An 18,982-nucleotide genomic window follows, 5' to 3' on the forward strand; every position below is an offset into this window, starting at 1 on the left:
CGGGCCAAAGCCAAAAAACAGCCGCTCATCTGACCGGAGCCCGCTGTTCCGTCGTCAGATGTGCGACGGAACGACTCGCCGGGCCCGCGTTTTCTCTCCTGCCTCGTCATCCCCCGCACTGCTGAACGGAATCGATACGGTCGCGTTCGAGGTTTAGTCATGTCTATTTTTTCGGGTATCTGGATTCCCATCGTCACGCCGTTCGCCGACGGCGCCGTCGATCACGCCGCGTTGCGGCAGCTGATCGGCGTGTATGCGGACGCAGGCGTGTCGGGGCTGGTCGCGCTCGGCACGACCGGCGAGCCGGCCGCGCTCGACGCGCGCGAACAGGATGCGGTGCTCGCGACCGTGCTCGACGCGGCCGGTTCGCTGCCGGTGCTGGCGGGCGTGTCCGGCAACCGCGACGCGAGTGTGCGCGAGCGCATCCGTCAACTGAACGAGCAGCCGGTGGCCGGTGTGCTGGTGTCCGCGCCGTACTACATCCGGCCCGCGCAGCGCGGGTTGGTCGATTACTTCACGGGGCTCGCCGATCTGAGCACGAAGCCCGTCGTGCTGTACGACATTCCGGCGCGGACCGGCGTGCGGCTCGACACCGACACGCTGTTGACGCTCGCCGCGCATCCGCGCATCGAGGCGATCAAGGACTGTTCGGGTTCGCTCGATACGCGGCTCGCGCTGATTCTCGACGGTCGGCTGAAGGTGCTGGCCGGCGACGATATGGACATCTTTCCGACGCTGTGTCTCGGCGGCAGCGGTGCGATCTCGGCGTCCGCGCATCTGCGGCCCGAGCGGTTCGTCGCGCTGCATCGTGCGGTTGCAGAAGGGCGGTTGGACGACGCACGCGCGATCTATCACGCGCTCGTGCCGTTGATCCACGCGCTGACGGAGGAGCCAAATCCCGGCCCGGTGAAGGCAGCGCTGGCCGCGCAGGGTTTGCTGCGCGACGAGTTGCGCGCGCCGATGACGTCGGTGACCGACGATCTGCGAAGGCGGCTCGCACAGCTTGTCGCGGTGTGACCGGTTACGTTGCCAACGTCAGGCCCTCGTCGATCCACCCCGTGATTCCGCCGATCATGATCTTCACCGGCCGCCCAAGCTGCGCGAGGCGGATCGCGCCGCGCGTCGCGCCGTTGCAGTGCGGCCCGGCGCAATAGGTGACGAACAGCGTGTCGGCGGGATACGCGGCGAGCTTCGACGCGACGATCTTGCCGTGCGGCAGATTCACCGCGCCCGGCACGTGTCCCTGCGCGAAGAGCGCGGGGCCGCGCACGTCGAGCAGTACGAAACCTGGCGACGGCGTGGCGAGTGCTGCGGCCACATCGGAGCAATCGGTTTCGAATTGCAATGAGCGCTGGAAATGCGCGAGCGCGGCGTCGCTGTCGGCAGCGGCAATGGCGGTGACGGGGTTGTCCTGTGCGTGGGCGAGGGCAGTAGCAGTCATGTGAGGTCTCCGTTGAGCGCTGGGATGACGCATTGTCATGCGTGCATGCATCGAGCGGCAGTGGCGCAATCGACAATATCCGGTAACATCGCGCCATGAATGATCATCTCGTCGTCGCGCTGGTCTACGACCGGCTCTGCACCTTCGAATTCGGCTGCGTGACCGAACTGTTCGCGCTCGATCGGCCGGAACTCGACGTCGACTGGTACCGCTTCGCGGTGTGTGCGGGCGAGCCGGGGCCGATTCGCGCGGCGGGCGGCATTACGCTGGCAGCACCGTACACGCTGCGGATGCTCGACCGCGCATCGACGATCGTCGTGCCTGGCTGGCGCGATCCCGACGAAACGCCACCGGAGCCGCTGCTGCGCAAGATCCGCGCAGCGTACCGGCGCGGCGCTCGACTGTGCTCGATCTGTTCGGGCGTGTTCGTGCTCGCGGCGGCCGGCGTGCTCGACGGCAAGACGGTCACGACGCACTGGCGCTACGCGGATCGATTGCAGAAGCGCTATCCGCAACTGCAGGTGCAGCCCGATGCGCTATATGTCGACGAAGGGCAGATCATCACGTCGGCGGGATCGGCGGCGGGGATCGACATGCTGCTGCATCTCGTGCGCCGCGATCACGGCCGCGCGATCGCGAATCGCGTTGCGCAGCGGCTCGTCGTACCGCCGCATCGTGAAGGCGGTCAGACGCAGTTCGTGCCGCGTCCGCTGCCGCCGGACGACAGCGGGCGTCTCGCGAAACTGATGGACTGGGTGCGCGCGCATCCCGCTGCACCCCACACGCTCGATTCGCTCGCGCAGCGTGCGGCGATGAGCCCGCGCACGTTGCAACGCCAGTTTCGCGACGCAACCGGGATGGCGCCGTACGAGTGGCTGTTGCGCGAACGGGTGGCGATTGCGCGCGAACTGCTCGAGACGCACACGCGGATGCCGATGGCGCGCATCGCGGAGCGCGCCGGTTTCGGTTCGGAGGAATCGTTTCGCCGGCACTTCCGGCGCATCGCGTTGACGAGCCCCGGCGCGTACCGGCGCAAGTTCGGCAGCGCGCCGACCTGAGTGCGGCGGATTACTCGAATGCCCTGTCGTTCGGATTCGCGTACAGCGCGCGCAGCGAATCGCTCATCGGAAAATCGAAGCTCAGGTTCTTCGGCGGCACCGGCTTTATGAACCACTTGTCGTACAGCGCGGTGAAGCTGGCGCTTTTCATCGTGTGCGTCATTGCATCGTCGACGAGCCGCTTGAACGCTGGATCGTCCTTGCGCATCATGAAGCCATACGCTTCCGACGACTGCGGCGTACCGACGATCGCCCAGTCCGACGGCTTCGCGGTCAGCGAGCGCGTGCCCGCGAGCAGCACGTCGTCCATCATGTAGGCCACCGCGCGTCCGGTTTCGAGCGTGAGCCGGCCTTCGCCGTAATCCTTCGCGCTGATGATCTGCATGTTCATCTTCTTCTCTTCGTTCATCTTTCTGATGATGCGCTCGGACGTCGTGCCCTGATTCGTCACGACCGTCTTGCCCGCGAGGTCCGGAAAGTCCTTGATGCCGGAGTCCTTGCGCGTCAGCAGACGCGTCGTCGCGACGAAGAACGTGTCGGAAAACGCGACCTGATTCTGCCGCGACGTCAGGTTGGTCGTCACGCCGCATTCGAGATCGACCGTGCCGTTCTGCACGAGCGAGATGCGGTTCTGCGACGTCACCGGGATGAAGCGCACCTGCAGCGTGGGCCGGCCGGTGCGGGCTTTCACCGCATCGATGACGCGGTCGCACAGATCCTGCGAGAACCCAACGACCTTGTTGTTCGCGTCCATGTACGAAAACGGCGTCGACGTTTCGCGGTGACCGATTGCGATCAGATTGCTCGACTGGATTTTCGTGAGCGTCGGGCCGAGATCGTCGGCGACAGCGGACTGCGACAGTGACAACGCGGCGCACGCGAGCGCGGCGCAGAACACGAGGGCGGGCGGAGCGAAGCGTTTCATCGGGCGTCCTGGAGGCAATGGGCTGTGAGCAATGGAAAAGGCCGACCGGTCGGAGACAACCGGTTTATACATATGTTGCCATGACAAAAATATCTGCAACATATGTTAACTACCAGGGGTTGCCCGCAATGAGCGGTGCGTGAAGGGAGGCGGATTGCGCCCTGAACGTGCGCGCTGTGGTAATTTTTATCGCTGCCCCTGCCGTGCCTACCTCTCACGCACCTCGACGTTCGATGAAAACTCCCGCTAAATCCCCGGCAAAAGCCTCTCCCAGCGTTGCGGTCGACCCGGTCGTGCAGACGCCCGCCCGCACGCTGCGCAACCCGGCGTCGCCGGCTGCGAAGCTCGACGATACGGATCGGCGTCTGCTTGCGTTGTTGTCGGAGGACGCGACGCGTAGCTATGCCGATCTCGGGCAGGCGCTGCATCTGTCGCCGCCCGCAGTGCACGAGCGCGTGAAGCGGCTCAAGCGCGACGGTGTGATTCGCGGCACGGTCGCGGCGCTCGACGGCGGCAAGCTGGGGCGACCGCTGCTCGCGTTCGTGCACGTCGACACGACGAGCTGGGCCGTCACGCGGCATCTACTGGCGTTGAAGGAGTTGCCTGACGTCGAGGAGATTCACACCGTCACCGGCGACAGCGCGATGCTGCTGAAGGTACGCACGCGCGATACACAGACGCTCGAAGACCTGCTCGAGCGGATTCATTCGATCGAAGGATTCACCGGCACGCGCAGCTATATCGCGCTGTCGACGTATCTGGAGCGCGGGCCGAGCCCGGAGGAATGATGCAGACGACCGCGCATCACGAATGCAGCGCGAGCCCTTTGACGGTCTTGTCGATCGCGTTGCGCGGACCGCGTAACGCAAGGCCGACGAGGTCGGGGGCGTCGGCGGGTTCGGCGCGGAACACCGCGCGGTTCGCTGCATCGTGGCCACTTGAGAACATCGCACGCACGTACGCGGCGCGCGCGAGTTCGCGTTCGATGCCTTTGCGCCACGCGCGCAGCAGACCTTCGGGATCGGCGGCGTAGATGATCATCGGCTGCGCGAGCAGGCGTGCGTACGGCCGGCCTTGCGCATCTTCGTAGCGTTCTTCGCCCATCGCTTCGGGCGCGAGATCGACGATGCCGGTTGCGAGAAAAGCGGTGACGTTGAGTTTTTGCCAGACGGGGAGATCGTCGAGAACGACGATGACGACTTTGGTATCGAATTCCATGAGCGGTGACGAGAGGGCTGCGAGAAATGATGCACGCCCATCATAAGCAGCCCTCGACCGTTTGCGCGACCACGTACGCGAGAAACGAACCGCATTCAGCACGGCGGGTACTTTAGGGCCTCACGCAGGCCATTGCGGTGAATCGTGTTAACCCCCGAACGACACAACGCATTCAAACCCCGCGTTCCACACGAAACCGCGTCTCCGGCATGCCGATATAGACGAGTAACGACACTGCTGCCCAGATCGTCACGTGCCAGCAGAACCACGACCGGTGTCGATCCGCTTTCATACGCAGCGCGACGAACTCGGTCGTGCCACCAAGGATTGCTGTCGTCAGCGCATAGGGCAGGCCGACCGCGAGCGCACGGATCCGCACGGGAAACAGCTCGGTTTTCGCGAGCATGTGCACCGACGTGATTGTCGCCGCGCTGCAGACGTCGAATACCGCGTTCGTTTTACAGGTCGGGGTTCATCGCGAAATTCGCCCAACCGACGCCGGTCCAGCAACCAAACCGATGCTTCTTTAGAAAGCACAATTTATTGGTTCGCCTTCCGTTCGCGCTCTTTCATAGTGTGTCGTGATGGCTATAGGCGGTTTTGTCCGCCTCGCCAGCATCCGCTGCGCTTCCTCATTGCAAGCGCGCGGTCACTCGGCAAGGAGACGTCATGACGGTTGAACTCGAAGAACGGCCCGCGCACACGCTGCTCGAATCGGTGCGATCGGCTGCGGTGCAGGCAGGGTTGCCCTACGCGGGCGGGATCGCGCCACGCGATGCGTGGGCGCTGGTATCGGCGGGAGACGCGCTGCTGGTCGACGTGCGCACCGCAGAGGAACGCAAGTTCGTCGGCCAGGTGCCGGACAGTCTGCATGTCGCGTGGGCGACGGGCACGAGCCTGACGCGCAATCCGCGCTTCGTCCGCGAACTCGAAGCGAAGACCGGCAAGGACGCAGTCGTGCTGCTGCTGTGCCGTAGCGGCAACCGCTCGGCGCAGGCTGCCGAGGCTGCGACGAAAGCGGGCTTCACGCAGGTCTTCAACGTACTCGAAGGCTTCGAGGGCGATCTCGATGCCGCGCAGCGACGCGGGACGAATAACGGCTGGCGCTTTCACGGGTTGCCGTGGGTGCAGGACTGACGGATACCGCGCTGTCGCGCATCACACACTTTTAGCCGGGGGCCGCTGTGGCAGTTTTCGATATCGACGACATCGTGGAAGCACTGCAGACGGCTCGCCAGCGATGGCGCGAAGTACAGCGCCGCTCGCTCGAACCGGGCGGCCGCGAATTGCCGGCGCGCGAGGCGCTTGCAGACATCGTCGATACGCTGAAGGGCGTGCTGTTTCCGATGCGGCTCGGGCCGGCCGATCTGCGCCAGGAAAGCGAAAATTTCTACGTCGGGCATGCGCTCGATTCCGCGTTGCATGCGCTGCTCGCGCAGGCGCGGCTCGAACTGCATTACCGGACGCGTCATCAGCCGCGCTCCACCGACGACATCGAAGCTCAATCCGGTTCGGCAGTGCGCGCGTTCGCCGCGAAGCTGCCGGAGATCCGCGCGCTGCTCGACAGCGATGTGCTCGCTGCTTTCCACGGCGACCCCGCGGCGGGCAGCGTCGATGAAGTGCTGCTGTGCTATCCCGGCGTACTCGCGATGATCCACCATCGTTTCGCCCACGAGCTGTATCGACTCGGCCTGCCGCTGCTCGCGCGCATCGTCGCGGAGCAGGCGCACGCGGAAACCGGCATCGACATTCATCCGGGTGCGCAGATCGGCGCGAGCTTCTTCATCGATCACGGGACCGGCGTGGTGATCGGCGAGACGTCGGTGATCGGGCAGCGGGTGCGCGTTTATCAGGCAGTGACGCTCGGGGCAAAACGCTTTCCGCGCGACGCGCAGGGACACCTCGAAAAAGGTTTGCCGCGCCATCCGATCGTCGAGGACGACGTCGTGATCTACGCGGGCGCGACGATTCTCGGTCGCGTGACGCTGGGGCGCGGGTCGGTGATCGGTGGGAACGTGTGGCTTACGCAGGACGTCGCGCCGGGTTCGCACGTGACGCAGGCCGTGTCGCGTAACGAAGCGACGGGGGCTGGCGCAGCGCACGCTACAAGCCCGGCTGTCGATGCAGCGATAGCCGGAGTCGCATCGTGACGATGATCGTGCGCGACCTCGGCGTCACCGTGCGGCGTCTGCGCGAGGCGCGCGGCTGGTCGCAAGAACAGCTCGCCGAGCATGCGGCGTTGAACCGCTCGTATGTCGGCGAGATCGAGCGGGGTTCGGTCATCGCATCCGTCGTGACCGTCGAGAAACTGGCACGCGCACTCGACGCGAGCATCGCCGCGCTGCTGTGTACTGCGCCCTCGGTTGCTTCGGACGACACGATCGCTGCCGCAGCGTCGCCGCTCTCCGTCGAAGCAGCGGCTTCGTCCGCACCCGCCATCGCGACAACACAAAACGTACCGGCTTGACGTCTATAGCATGTTGAGCGGCTGCCATGCCGTTTCGATAATGACGCTCGCGAATAAGCTTTCCCGTTTTTCTTCTATCGACACCCGGAGCGACACATGACAGCGACAGTGGGCGGCCTGACGGCGCTCGGCGATACCGCAGCACGGCAACTAGCCAATGCCACCAAAACCGTTCCCCAGCTTTCGACGATCACGCCGCGCTGGCTCACGCATCTGCTGCAATGGCTGCCGGTCGAAGCGGGCATCTATCGTCTGAACCAGGTGAAGAATCCGGAAGCCGTCGTCGCGGCCTGCACCGCGCGCGAAGACGAAAGCCTGTTGCCGCGCACGTTCGTGCCGTACGAAGAAGAGCCGCGCGAATATTTTCTGAATGCAGTGAGCACGGTGCTCGACGTGCACACGCGCATCTCCGATCTGTACAGCAGCCCGCACGACCAGATCAAGGAACAGTTGCGTCTCACGATCGAAACGATCAAAGAGCTGCAGGAAAGCCAGTTGATCAACAACCCCGACTACGGTCTGCTCGCGAACGTCGCCGAAGAGCAGCGCGTGTTTCCGCTGACGGGCGCGCCGACACCGGACGATCTCGACGAACTGCTCACGAAGGTCTGGAAAGAGCCGGCGTTCTTCCTCACGCATCCGCTCGCGATCGCCGCGTTCGGCCGCGAATGCACGCGCCGTGGCGTGCCGCCGCCGACGACCAGCCTGTTCGGTTCGCAGTTCCTCACGTGGCGCGGCATTCCGCTGATCCCGTCGGACAAGGTGCCGGTCGCGGATGGCAAGACGAAGATCCTGTTGCTGCGTGTCGGCGACAAGCGTCAGGGTGTCGTCGGTTTGTTCCAGCCGGGTGTTGCCGGCGAGCAGGGGCCGGGTCTGTCGGTGCGCTTCATGGGCATCAACAATCATGCGATCGCGTCGTATCTGATCTCGTTGTACTGCTCGCTCGCCGTGCATTCGCCGGACGCGCTCGCGGTTCTCGATGACGTGGAGATCGGCAAGTACCATGACTACCCAGACACCTACAAGTAAGCCCATGGACCGCGCTCTGCCTCTGGACGTCCCTGCCGGGCCGCCGCCGGGTTTGCCCGATCCTGCGTTGCTTGCGCAGTTGGCGAATGCATTTTTCGCCGCTGTGCAGGGCGAAGCGGCGCCGGTCGCACGTAGCGGTGCCGCGACGGGCGTGCCGGATACTGCAGGCGCGTTGCCGTTCGCGGCACCGGTGCTCGCAGAAGCGGGCAATCCGGCGCCCGCCGGTTCACCGCTCGCGGGTCCGGGCGGCACGGGCACCGGTGTGCCCGGTGCCGCGCTTCCGCAGGGCCAGGTGGCGGGTGCCAATCTGCTGCCGTCGGCGCCGACTCATGTTTTGTCGCTCGCCCCTCGCGCCCCGTCGCTTGCTCCGCATGCGGTTGCGCAGAATGGTTTGCCCGATAACGTTGTGACGGTTGCGCCTGCGCTCGATCCGCGTTTTGGCGGGGCGGCGCTGGGTGTGCCTCAAGGTTCTCAAGGTCCGGGTGAGTCTGCGCGCGGTGCCGCTGTGTCGTCGCCGTATTACTTTCTCGATGGTGCAGCCGGTCGCCAGTCCGTTACCGGTGCGGCACCGGACATTGTCGTGCCGGGGTGGACCGAAGTGACTGCGCAGTCGTTCGGTTTGCCGGGCGTCGACGAACCGTTGTCCGCATCGCGTTTTCCGTACGATGCGCCGGCTGCGGGTGCATCGACGAGCGGCGACGCTTCGCGCTACTTCATCGACGACGCTGCGAACGCAGGCGACGAAGTGCCGTTAGCGGGTACGTCGGGCCATCCGCCATTCGACGTCAACGCGATTCGCCGCGATTTTCCGATCCTGCAGGAGCGCGTCAACGGACGTCAGCTGGTGTGGTTCGACAACGCCGCGACGACGCACAAGCCACAATCGGTGATCGACCGGCTCGCGTATTTCTACGCACACGAGAACTCGAACATTCACCGCGCGGCGCACGCGCTCGCCGGTCGCGCGACCGATGCGTACGAGGCGGCGCGCAGCAAGGTGCAGCGCTTTATCGGTGCATCGTCGCCTGATGAGATCGTGTTCGTGCGCGGCACCACCGAGGCGATCAACCTGATCGCGAAGACGTGGGGCGTGAAGAACGTCGGCGTGGGCGATGAGATCGTCGTGTCGCATCTCGAGCATCACGCGAACATCGTGCCGTGGCAGCAGCTCGCCGCGCAAACCGGCGCGACGCTGCGCGTGATTCCCGTCGACGATACGGGCCAGGTGCGGCTCGACGAATACCGTCGGTTGCTTAACGACCGCACGAAGATCGTGTCGGTTACGCAGGTATCGAATGCGCTCGGCACCGTCGTGCCGGTGAAGGAAATCGTCGAACTCGCGCATCGCGCGGGTGCGAAGGCGCTGGTCGACGGTGCGCAGTCGGTGTCGCACATGCGCGTCGATGTGCAGGCGCTCGATGCGGACTTCTTCGTGTTCTCGGGTCACAAGGTGTTCGGGCCGACCGGCATCGGCGTCGTGTACGGCAAGCGCGCGCTGCTCGACGACATGCCGCCGTGGCAGGGCGGCGGCAACATGATCGCCGACGTGACCTTCGAGCGCACCGTGTTCCAGCCGGCGCCGGCGCGTTTCGAAGCGGGCACCGGCAACATCGCGGACGCGGTGGGACTCGGCGCGGCAATCGACTACGTGACGCGCGTGGGCATCGAGAACATCGCGCGCTACGAACACGACCTGCTCGCGTACGCGACGGGCGTGCTGCAACCGGTGCCCGGCGTGCGGCTGATCGGCACCGCGCGGGACAAGGCGAGCGTGCTGTCGTTCGTGCTGAAGGGCTACGAGACCGAAGAGGTCGGACGTGCGTTGAACGAAGAGGGCATTGCGGTGCGCTCGGGTCATCACTGCGCACAACCGATCTTGCGACGCTTCGGCGTCGAGGCAACCGTGCGGCCGTCGCTTGCGTTCTACAACACGTGCGACGAAGTGGACCGGATGGTGGCGGTTGTCAAGCGGCTGGCGTCGCGGCGGGTTTGATACCGCGTTTGTAGCGAGCGTTGCGCAACATGCGCCGTACAGACTGATCGAGGTCGGTCTGTACGGCGTTTCTTATTGAGCCGTTTCGTGCGTGACGTCTTGCGTTTCATCCGACGCATGAGCCGCAAAATACCGCGTCGGCGTCACGCCGAACATACGGCGAAACATCGCGATGAACGCACTGACGTTGTCGTAGCCGAGATCGATCGCGATACGCGTAACCGGTGTGTCGGCCGCGAGCATTTCTAGCGCGCGCATCAGACGCGCGCGTTGCCGCCACTCGGTGAAACTGAAACCCGTCTCGACGACGAAGCGCCGCGACAGCGTGCGCGGTGCAATCGCGGCCCAGTCGGCCCATGCTTCGAGGCGACGATTGTCCGCGAGATCATCGGCCAATGCCTGCGCGATGCGCAGCAGGCGTGCATCGCGTGGCAGCGGCAAGCCGAACGGTTCGCGCGGCAACGCACGGATCTCGTCGACGATCACGCCGGCGATGCGTTGCTGTGCGTCGTCGAGCGGTGCATCGTGCCAGGTAGCCGCGCGTGCGATCGCCGTGCGCAGCAACGCGGACATCGCGAGCGTGCATGGCTCGTCAGGCAACGTCGCGCATGCGTCAGTGGCGACGTACACGCTCCATCCGGAGAACGGACCATGCGAGCGGACCGAGTGCGATGCGTCGGGCGGAATCCACACTGCGTGCGTGGCGGGCACGACCCATTGACTGTGTTTGGTGCCGACCGACAGCAGCCCCGTCACCGTGCCGAACAGCTGGCCGCGCGCATGGCGATGTGCGTCGGTTACGCGCGTGTCGTCGCTGGTCAGCTCGACGGCGTGCAGAAGCGGACCGTCGGCTGCGTGAAGTTTCGCTAGCGGAAGCAGAGGCGTGGGCATGACGCGATGGCGTGATGGCGTGGAAAGCGTATCGATTGGCCTTTATACCGCAGCCGATCCACCCACGCCAATCTACAGTGGGGCCATCGTTCACCACAGAAGGAGTACGCGATGCGTGCCGAAGACCTGCTTCCCGATCATCTGAATCAAACCGACATCGACGGTGTTGCCGTTCGCAAGGGCACCGTCGGCGCGTTTCTCGCGAATGCGCGTGTGTTGCAGGATGCTGCCGCGTCCGAGGCTGCACGTGCCGATGCGCAGCGCGATATCGCCGATGCGTTGCCTGCGTTACGCGCGCTCGGATTGTTCGACGTGCTCGAGATTCGCGATGCCACGTTGCGGGCGTTCGTCGAGACGCACTGACGCGCTGTCATACCGCATGGGAATGGCCAGAACACGTGCCGCCGCGTCGGATCGCGACGCGGCGGCACGTGGTTCGACTAGAAGCGCCCGTGGCTGCTCGTGTCCGGCAGCGTCCGCGTTTCTTCAGCCTCGACCGCATGCAGCAGATCGGGTTGCAGACCGAGTGCGTGCAGGATGGTCGGTGCGACCTGGGTGGTCGTCACGCGATCGTCGATCGTGCTTCCCGCATGGCCTTCGCCGGGGAGGTAGACCACGAGACCCAGGTGACTGTCGTCGGGCGCGTTGCCGCCGTGCTCTTCATCCTTCGTCTTGCTCGACGTGTAGATCACACCCGGGTTCGGCTGCACGATGATGTCGGGCGTGCGGCCTTGCGCGGGATCGCCGAACCGCTGCGCGACCTGCCGGCCGGACAGGATGTACGCCTGAGCACCGTCCGCGCAGATGCCGGGCGCGTTGCAGCTCAGGTTGTCCTTCAGCGTCTTCACGACCGCGGCGGCCTGGCTTTGATCGCGCAGCCAGATCAGGCCGACGTCGTCGGTCTGAACCATGCCGGTATCGACGAGACCCGTGCCGTCGTTCAGGTTGCCGCTCTTCGTGCTGTTCTGGCCGAAGTTGCCGTTCGGGTCGAGGTAGTTGTTTGCTTCGAGCAGCTTCGTCAGCGTGTCGCCGTTTTTCACGAGCTTCGTGTGATCGCTCGGCGACTGGCCGTGCTTCGCGGTGACGATGATCGCCGTCGACCCATACAGGTTGCGCTGCTTGAGTTCGGACACGATGCGACCAAGCGATTCATCCACATACGCGATCGCGGCCGTGACCTGCGGACCCGGCGTGAACGACGCATCCAGATAGCCGCCGCCGGTCGCCACCGTCGCTTTCTGCGCGACGCTGAGCGTCTGGAAGTTGGCGCCGAACAACGTCGGCACGTCGGCGCGCGATTGCCCCGTCGAATCCTTGCCGTCGATTTCGTTGATCAGTTCCTGCACGTGGAAGTTGTCGAACTGTTCCGTGTGCGTGTAGACGTCGATGTAGTTGGTCTGCGTGGCCGGATCGATCGAGTTGATCTCGGTGCGCGCGAGATCGTCGACGCCGGTGCCCGACGGACCGTTCAACCAGTCGTAGCCCCACGCGTGCTTGTCGGCCCACGCGGTACGCGCGCCGTGAATGTTCTGCTTGACCACTTCGAAGACCGTGTTGGTCTTCACGTAGTTGTGCGGATAGACGGGCGTGCAGACACCGTTTTTCAGCGCGTGCGGAATGGCCTGCGGATTGAATGCGCCGCCGCCGTTCAGGTGAATCAGCGCGCCGCCGTTTTCACCATCGATGCCGGTGGTTTCGTCGAACACGACGTTCCAGCCTTGCTTGCCCGTGCAGTGCGTGTCGGACGGTGCATACAGCGTGCGGTCATAGGACACGTCGTAGAACAGGCCCGCTGATTTCGGCGAGCCGCCGGTGACGAGTGCCGCGAGACCCGGGAACGAATCCGACAGGCCCGGCGTGTGCGCGTTCGTGTACGTGAGCCCCGCCTTCGCGAGCAGCGCGAGGTTCGGACACGCGTTCGACGCGATGCAGCGTGCGACGTCCTGCTCGTGCAATCCGTCGAAACTGATCAACAGCACATGCTTGATCTTTGCACGCTCGTGCCCGTCATGATCGTCGTGCGCCGCCGCGCCCGTCGAATGCAGTGCGGCGAGTGCCGCGAGTGCGACGCTGCCCGCGCCGATTGCCGTCCGTACACGCCTCGATTTCCTGATCGTTTTCATTCCTGTCCTCTTCAAGTGGTCGCGAAACATCTGGTAAGCGACCCGAATGTGCAGGCGGATCAAGTCGTCGGGATGAAGAAGTACTTTCGGTTTACTAACTAATCGGAATATCGTGTTTTCGTGTAACAGCGTGCAACGCTTAAGGGTTCCTTAAGGTTGCGTCGCACGCTGTTTCACTGTGCGTTCTTGACCAGTTCGAGTCGATGAACGGTTGCGCCTGGCAGGAACGGCGTCGGTTCGCCGTGCACCCACGCTTCGTGTCCCGCGAGAAAGTACGGTGACAGCGGATGCCCCGATTGACCGCCCGGCATTTCGAGGATGCCGTCCTGCTCGCGTCCCGGCGACACGGCGATCCGTTCAGACGCACCGAAGCCGGGCATCTGCACGCGCGGCATGTTGAAGTCGCCCGGAAGAGGATCGCGCGGTGCGCTGAGCCAGCCGCGCGCCCACGACGGCAGCATCTGCGCGAACGGATGCGCGATCGCCGCACGGTTGCGCGCGCCCCACGTCGCGGTTTCGACGGTCGTGTGCGGGGGGAGCTGCGCGATCACATGATCGATGCGGTCGAGCATGAACGCATTCCAGTCGTCGAAACCGTCGGGCACCCATGCATGATGCGCGGCGAGCGCTTCCATCGCGATGTCGGAGCGCGGACTAGCGGCGCGATAGCCGAGGCGCGGCGCGACGCTCGCGAGACTCGCATCGAGTTTGCCGAACCACGCGTCGTACAGCGAGAAGTAAAACGCACGCAGCAGCCGATAACCGCTCGCATCGGCATCCGCGCGGCCGTTCCACGTTTCGAGTACATGCTTGAACGCAGCGCGGCGCGGATGGCCCTGCAATGCATCGGCATCGAGTGCGGCAAGCGCGATGCCGCGCCAGCTTGCGATCCACAACGCGCGGTCATCGGTCTGGATGGCGAGCATGTCGCGCTCGGTCGCGCGCGGCAATGCGAGCAGGTCGTCGCGGATCTGCGACGCGCGTGCGCCGAGGTCCCAGCCGGAGTCGCCCGCGATGGCCGCTTCGGCGAGCGGCAGCGTGCGGTTGTTCGCGGTCCACACGCGTCCGAGCGGCGGATCGATTCGCGATGGGTGTTCGTCCGGCGACAAATAGCCTTGCCAGCCGCGATACGTCAAAGGATCGTAGGGCTGATCGCTGAGTAGTCCGGTTTGCGGGTCCGTCGATAGATCGCGTCGCGGCAGCACGCCGGCGAGCGTCCAGCCGATCTTGCCCTGCGCATCGGCGACCATGAAGTTCTGCGTCGGGATGCCGCTGGTCTGCGCGACGTGCAGCGCGTCCGCGACGTTGTCGGTGGTTTCGAGTTGCTGCAGGTTCGCGTTCACCGCGGACTGTTCGTGCGCGACCCAGTGCACCGCATACGTGTGCGAGCCCGCATCGATCTGCGGTCCCCAGCGCGTGTCGACGACCGGCAGATCGACCGGCGCGCCGCCGTTCACGTCGATGCGTTCGTGATGAACGGTCGCGTGTTCCCAACCGCCGCCTGCGACGCGGTATTGCAACGGGTCGGCGGGATTGTGCTGCAGCTCGATCAGATCGATGAAGCGGCCGTAGCTGTTCGTGAAGCCCCACGCGATGTGTCCGTTGCTGCCCGCGATCACGAACGGCGTGCCGGGCAGACCGACACCGGTCACGCGACGCGGTTGTCCGTCGGCGCCGGGCCATTGCAGCGACAGCCGGTACCAGATGTTCGGCAGCGACAGGCCGAGGTGCATGTCGGCCGCGAGGAGCGCGCCGCCGTGCGCACTGTGCGCGCCGTCGACGGCCCAGCCGTTGCTGCCGGTCATCGAGTGCGCGATCGATGCATCGTCGAGTAGGGAGCCGGCGTCCTGCGCGACGACGCCCGTTGCCTGCGGTCCGCGCAACCAGTCGGGGCGCGTCGTGGGCGGCGCCGGGAGAGTTTCCAGTGTGGGCGTCGCGACATCGAGCGGGGCGTCCCAGTGGCTGGTGGTCGGCAGCAGGAACGCGAGCAGATCGGCGGGCACGCGGTCGCGCAACGCACCGCGCGACAGGATGCGGTTCGCCTCTTCCCACTGCAGATCGAGATACATCGCGTACACGACGAGGAAGGTGTCCTCGGGGCGCCATGCGACCGGCTGCGTGCGCAGCGCCCAGTATTCGAACGGACGCGAGGTCAGCGACGCGAGACCGTCGTTGACGCCGGCCGTATAGCGATCGAGCAGTCGACGTTGCGCGGGCGGCATCGCCTCGATCAGCGCATGCGCGCGTTCGCGAAAGCGATGCACGCGATTGCTGCGATCGAGCTTCAGCGCGGCCGGCCCGATCAGCGCGGACACTTCGCCGGCGGCCACGCGACGCAGCAGGTCCATCTGGAAGAAGCGATCCTGCGCTTCGACGAAGCCGGTGGCGAATGCGACGTCCTCGCGGTTGCTGCCGCGTAGCGTCGGCACGCCCAGCGCATCGCGTTCGATCGACACCGGCGCGGACAAGGTCGACGCGACGTGCGTGCCGTCGAGTTGCGGCAGGCTCGCGCGCAACGTCGCCCAGCCGCCGGCCACGATGGCGACGATCAATACGAGCAGGAACAGGAACACACAGGGGACAACGATCGACCAGCGGAAGCGGCGTTTTGAGGGCGTGGCGTTCGGGCGGTTCATGACGTTTCGAAGGGGCAGGGTGGCGATAAATTACCTTGAAACGATGACGGCCGGGCGCGTCGTGCGGCGGTGCGTGTCGCCGCATGCAGATCGCATTCCCGCGCGGTGATTGCCGTATTGAGATTGAGCGAAGCACGTCGAATCGCCCTCGCCCAATAACGACGGATGGAATTCGCCCTCGCTATTAAGTAAAAATGACGCCGAAGATGCGTATCCGGTAACAAGTGCGGCGTCTCATTTCATAAAAATGTTCAGCGGGATTTAATAAAGTCTTTGTGGATATCGTTTATCGACTGGCGGCGATGCGTTCAACGGTGAAATGACACGGGTTATTTGTGAAATTTTCTCGAATAATGAATTTCGCGAGCAGACGCTCGATATAATTACGTCGGTTCACGGGTACGGGTAATCATGCCGTGCGGTCGAATCCGCGAATCGATTCAAATTACAGGACGTAAGATGAGATGCTGAGGTCCAGTGCATCGGGCTTCTGGCCGTCCATTATCAGGTTGACCCATTCGGGATCAGGTCTCGACATAAGCGCAAGCCGATTTAACATTTTTGAATAATCCGGTGGCCGTTGTTGGATATTCGAGGAACGGAAACACGAAGCGGCGCAGGTCGAATGCGTTGATTCCGTTAAAAGGCAACCGGTGGAATGAAAATCGATGAACAGCTCAAAGGGTATTCAGCGGCCAGCCGGTACGCGTGCCGGGATCGTATGCGAGGCGGTACAACCGGCATCGAGCCGGAGCCGCGGACACCACGGCGCGGGTGAATCCGCGGGTGAATCCGATGATTAGCCGGCGCGCGCGCAAGCCGGCTTCGCGCCAGGCGCCGCGCAAGGTGCTGACGAAGGCGATGCTGCTGCCGCCCACGCCCGAGTCCGCGCGCGAGCTATCGCTGCGCAATCACATGGTCGTCGCTGCGTGCAGTAGCGGCGCCGGCAGCCGCGCGCTGCTGCGCGAATTGTTCGCGGTCGCCTGCCTCAGTTATTTTCTGCGCGACGCGGGTTTCTTTGCCGCGCCGGACACGCTCTATCACGACGTGCAGCGTGTGCTCGAACACTGCGTCGCGTGCTGTGCGAGCGCCGACACATGGGCCGTCGACGAGCACGACGGCGCCGCGCTCGCTGCGCTCATCAGCGTGTACGACCAGCAGTTCGCCGCGGCGCCGATGTACGTGATGGACGGCGCGCGCAAACGTCTGCTGCGACTCGCGAACGGCGAATGGCGTTTCCCCTGGCAGCCGAGGCCGGCGTGATCGCGACGCACCGCGCGTTAGCGCGCTTCGCGCACCCACGCGCCGCCGTGCGCCGCGACCTGCGCGGCCGGCGACGTCGCGAGATAGGCGAGCGCCTGTTCGGTCGAGCCTTCTTGATGCGGCGTATAGCTGGGTTTGAAGTAACGCAGCGCGGCGGCGATCATCTTCCAGAACGACGGCAGGCAGCCGTGTCGCGCGCCGGCTCGCCAGGCAAGCGCGAAGCCGCGATAGTGGCCCGCATCCGGGTCGCGCCGATGCATGAAGCGCGCGCCGCCCGTCATGAAATACAGCAGGATCACGATCGTCGTGAACATATGGAAGCAGCGCTCGACGTAGGTGCCGCCCATGTGCCGGAAGATGTCGAACGCGACTGTGCGGTGCTCGACTTCCTCCGCACCGTGCCAGCGCAGCAGATCGAGCATCGTCGGATCGGCGCCGGCCGCGTCGAGCCCTTTCGCGTTGAGCACCCAGTTGCCGAGATAGCCGAAGAAGTGCTCGAGCGCCGCGATGATGCCCAGCTGCTGACGCAGCCAGAAACGCGTCCCGCCGATCTTCAACCCGAGCGGCTGTTCGCCGAGCAGCTTGCCGAACATCCAGTCGAGCTTCTTCGTGAACGGCTGCGTGTCGATCCCGTGCACCTTGTAGTAGTGCGTGAGCACGCCGCCGTGCGAGCGGGAATGTACCGCTTCCTGGCGCAGGAAACCTTCGGCATCCTCGCGCAGTTGCGGGTCCGTGATCAGCGGCAGCGTCTTGTTGTACACGCGGCAGAACCACAGCTCGCCGGCAGGGAACAGCAGGTTCAGCACGTTGATCACGTGCGTGCTCGACGGGTCGCCGGGAATCCACTGGATCGGCGTGTCGCGCCAGTCGAACCGGACGTGGCGGGCCTTGATCGGGTGCGCGGCAGGCGCCTCGGACATGACAGTCTCCGCGATGGGAATGGAGACCGCGCCAGTGCATTCGCGACGGCGGATTTCATCCCATCTTTAAATGTGACATTGGTTGATGTAATTGTTGGATGGTACACCAACAGGCCTGTTTGTCCAGACGGGCTCGCGCTGACGTCAAAACAAGGAAAACGACGATGCTGAAATTCCTCGCCGGTCTTTTGCTGGTGGCCCCGGTGGTCGCGCATGCCGCATGCGACGCGCAGTTGCCCGCATGGGCCGCGGCGTTGCAGCCGGGGCGCACGCTGGACCAGGAGCGGGCTGCGTGCAAGGTGTGGCCGGCCGACGAATCGGTGACGCTGGCGGTGCTGCCGTTCGCGCAGCAGCCGGGCAAGGACGGCGAGACCGTCTACGACCTCGAAGTGCTGGCCGCCGACAGCGCGAGCGGCAAGATCCTCGCGCATCTGAACCGCAAGGCGATGATCACCTCGGATGCGATCCAGTTCGCGAGTCTCACGCTCGATACCGCGCGCTATCAGCTGTCGCAGGGCGTGCGCGCGTTCGGCGTGCGCATCGGGTATCGCGGTTCGTCGCGGGTCGATCCGTACGAGTCGGAGGTGCTGAGTCTGTATGTGATCGACGGCACGCGCATCCGGCCGGTGCTCGACAACCTCGTGATGACGAAGGGCAGCGGCGAATGGGACGGCAACTGCGCGGGCGACTTTTCGAACACCACGCGAACGATGTCGGTCGTGCCTGCGCGAAGCGGCAGTTACGCGTCGTTGAAGATCAGCGAAACGACGCAGCAGGAACACGCGAAAGTGAAGGGCAACGATTGCGACCGCAGCGACGTCGAAAAGGCGCACGCGAACTTCACGCTGGATTACAACGGCACGCGTTACGGCGTGCCTTCCGGGCTGAGCGATTGACTGTCTGATTGCCGGGTTTTCTTTTAATCATCCGGTCATTCAATCCTGCGTGCCGGCCGTTATAATCCGGATGTTTCCGGCATCGCATGGGCGGATTTATCGTCCGAGCTGTAACAGGTTGT

19 protein-coding genes and 1 pseudogene are annotated in these 18,982 nt (G+C 64.6%); 12 read left to right on the forward strand and 8 right to left on the reverse strand.

The features are described from left to right. The first annotated feature begins 159 nt into the window (after positions 1-159). Entirely contained in the window at positions 160-1,017 is an 858-nt protein-coding gene (gene dapA, locus E1748_RS10550; protein ID WP_133647026.1) for a 4-hydroxy-tetrahydrodipicolinate synthase, read from the forward strand. Positions 1,018-1,021: 4 nt separating this feature from the next. On the opposite strand, the gene E1748_RS10555 is transcribed toward dapA, so the two are convergent. Beyond that, complete coding sequence (locus E1748_RS10555) at positions 1,022-1,441, reverse strand: rhodanese-like domain-containing protein (protein WP_133647027.1); 420 nt, start codon at positions 1,439-1,441, stop codon at positions 1,022-1,024. Positions 1,442-1,536: 95 nt separating this feature from the next. On the opposite strand from E1748_RS10555, the gene ftrA reads away from it, so the two are divergent. After that, the gene (gene ftrA, locus E1748_RS10560) at positions 1,537-2,499 is read left to right on the forward strand and encodes a transcriptional regulator FtrA (protein WP_133647028.1); all 963 of its coding nucleotides are present in this window, start codon (positions 1,537-1,539) and stop codon (positions 2,497-2,499) included. A 10-nt stretch (positions 2,500-2,509) separates the two neighbouring features. Here ftrA and E1748_RS10565 read toward each other — a convergent pair whose 3' ends face one another. After that, positions 2,510-3,424, reverse strand: coding sequence for a glutamate/aspartate ABC transporter substrate-binding protein (locus tag E1748_RS10565; RefSeq protein ID WP_133647029.1), 915 nt, complete (start codon positions 3,422-3,424; stop codon positions 2,510-2,512). Positions 3,425-3,657: 233 nt separating this feature from the next. Here E1748_RS10565 and E1748_RS10570 point away from each other — a divergent pair, with 233 nt between their 5' ends. Next, complete coding sequence (locus E1748_RS10570; RefSeq protein WP_133647030.1) at positions 3,658-4,212, forward strand: Lrp/AsnC family transcriptional regulator; 555 nt, start codon at positions 3,658-3,660, stop codon at positions 4,210-4,212. A 16-nt stretch (positions 4,213-4,228) separates the two neighbouring features. Here the strand turns inward: E1748_RS10570 and E1748_RS10575 are convergent, their stop codons facing one another. Beyond that, positions 4,229-4,642 (reverse strand): DUF2000 domain-containing protein, encoded by a 414-nt coding sequence (locus tag E1748_RS10575; protein WP_133647031.1) that lies wholly within the window; start codon positions 4,640-4,642, stop codon positions 4,229-4,231. Positions 4,643-4,814: 172 nt separating this feature from the next. Then, positions 4,815-5,048 carry a hypothetical protein gene (locus E1748_RS10580; RefSeq protein ID WP_240766442.1) on the reverse strand — a complete coding sequence of 78 codons (234 nt, stop codon included), beginning with the start codon at positions 5,046-5,048 and terminating at the stop codon, positions 4,815-4,817. Here E1748_RS10580 and E1748_RS32080 point away from each other — a divergent pair. The 6 genes and pseudogenes from E1748_RS32080 to E1748_RS10605 form a co-directional block, all read left to right on the forward strand. Then, positions 5,020-5,115, forward strand: a pseudogene (locus tag E1748_RS32080) (ABC transporter permease); the annotation flags it as partial. The gene E1748_RS10580 and the pseudogene E1748_RS32080 overlap by 29 nt on opposite strands. Before the next feature lie 196 nt (positions 5,116-5,311). Further along, complete coding sequence (locus E1748_RS10585) at positions 5,312-5,779, forward strand: rhodanese-like domain-containing protein (RefSeq protein WP_133647032.1); 468 nt, start codon at positions 5,312-5,314, stop codon at positions 5,777-5,779. 47 nt (positions 5,780-5,826) lie between these two features. Next, positions 5,827-6,792, forward strand: a complete 966-nt coding sequence (gene epsC / locus E1748_RS10590) for a serine O-acetyltransferase EpsC (RefSeq protein ID WP_133647033.1) — start codon at positions 5,827-5,829, stop codon at positions 6,790-6,792. After that, entirely contained in the window at positions 6,789-7,109 is a 321-nt protein-coding gene (locus tag E1748_RS10595) for a helix-turn-helix domain-containing protein (protein ID WP_166653538.1), read from the forward strand. Before epsC ends, E1748_RS10595 begins: the two co-directional genes overlap by 4 nt. 96 nt (positions 7,110-7,205) lie before the next feature. Further along, entirely contained in the window at positions 7,206-8,138 is a 933-nt protein-coding gene (locus E1748_RS10600; protein WP_133647034.1) for a family 2A encapsulin nanocompartment shell protein, read from the forward strand. Between the two features lie 4 nt (positions 8,139-8,142). Beyond that, entirely contained in the window at positions 8,143-10,131 is a 1,989-nt protein-coding gene (locus tag E1748_RS10605) for a family 2A encapsulin nanocompartment cargo protein cysteine desulfurase (RefSeq protein WP_240766443.1), read from the forward strand. A 72-nt stretch (positions 10,132-10,203) separates the two neighbouring features. Here E1748_RS10605 and E1748_RS10610 read toward each other — a convergent pair whose 3' ends face one another. After that, on the reverse strand, positions 10,204-11,022 hold the full coding sequence (locus E1748_RS10610; protein WP_133647036.1) for an AraC family transcriptional regulator: 819 nt from the start codon (positions 11,020-11,022) through the stop codon (positions 10,204-10,206). A 111-nt stretch (positions 11,023-11,133) separates the two neighbouring features. Here E1748_RS10610 and E1748_RS10615 point away from each other — a divergent pair, with 111 nt between their 5' ends. Continuing rightward, positions 11,134-11,385: a hypothetical protein gene (locus E1748_RS10615; RefSeq protein WP_133647037.1), complete on the forward strand. Its 252-nt coding sequence runs from the start codon at positions 11,134-11,136 to the stop codon at positions 11,383-11,385. Positions 11,386-11,462: 77 nt separating this feature from the next. On the opposite strand, the gene E1748_RS10620 is transcribed toward E1748_RS10615, so the two are convergent. Together E1748_RS10620 and E1748_RS10625 are read right to left on the reverse strand one after the other, a co-directional pair. Then, on the reverse strand, positions 11,463-13,145 hold the full coding sequence (locus tag E1748_RS10620; RefSeq protein ID WP_133647038.1) for an alkaline phosphatase family protein: 1,683 nt from the start codon (positions 13,143-13,145) through the stop codon (positions 11,463-11,465). Between the two features lie 173 nt (positions 13,146-13,318). Beyond that, positions 13,319-15,781, reverse strand: a complete 2,463-nt coding sequence (locus E1748_RS10625) for a penicillin acylase family protein (RefSeq protein ID WP_133647039.1) — start codon at positions 15,779-15,781, stop codon at positions 13,319-13,321. Positions 15,782-16,567: 786 nt separating this feature from the next. On the opposite strand from E1748_RS10625, the gene E1748_RS10630 reads away from it, so the two are divergent. Beyond that, a complete protein-coding gene (locus E1748_RS10630; protein ID WP_133647040.1) occupies positions 16,568-17,044 on the forward strand; it encodes a hypothetical protein in 477 nt (158 codons plus the stop codon). 17 nt (positions 17,045-17,061) lie between these two features. Here E1748_RS10630 and E1748_RS10635 read toward each other — a convergent pair whose 3' ends face one another. Then, entirely contained in the window at positions 17,062-17,964 is a 903-nt protein-coding gene (locus E1748_RS10635; protein WP_133647041.1) for a metal-dependent hydrolase, read from the reverse strand. A gap of 164 nt (positions 17,965-18,128) precedes the next feature. On the opposite strand from E1748_RS10635, the gene E1748_RS10640 reads away from it, so the two are divergent. Continuing rightward, complete coding sequence (locus tag E1748_RS10640; protein ID WP_133647042.1) at positions 18,129-18,860, forward strand: PA3715 family protein; 732 nt, start codon at positions 18,129-18,131, stop codon at positions 18,858-18,860. Positions 18,861-18,982: the final 122 nt, after the last annotated feature.

This window comes from Paraburkholderia flava, assembly GCF_004359985.1.
GTDB classification, from domain to species: domain Bacteria; phylum Pseudomonadota; class Gammaproteobacteria; order Burkholderiales; family Burkholderiaceae; genus Paraburkholderia; species Paraburkholderia flava.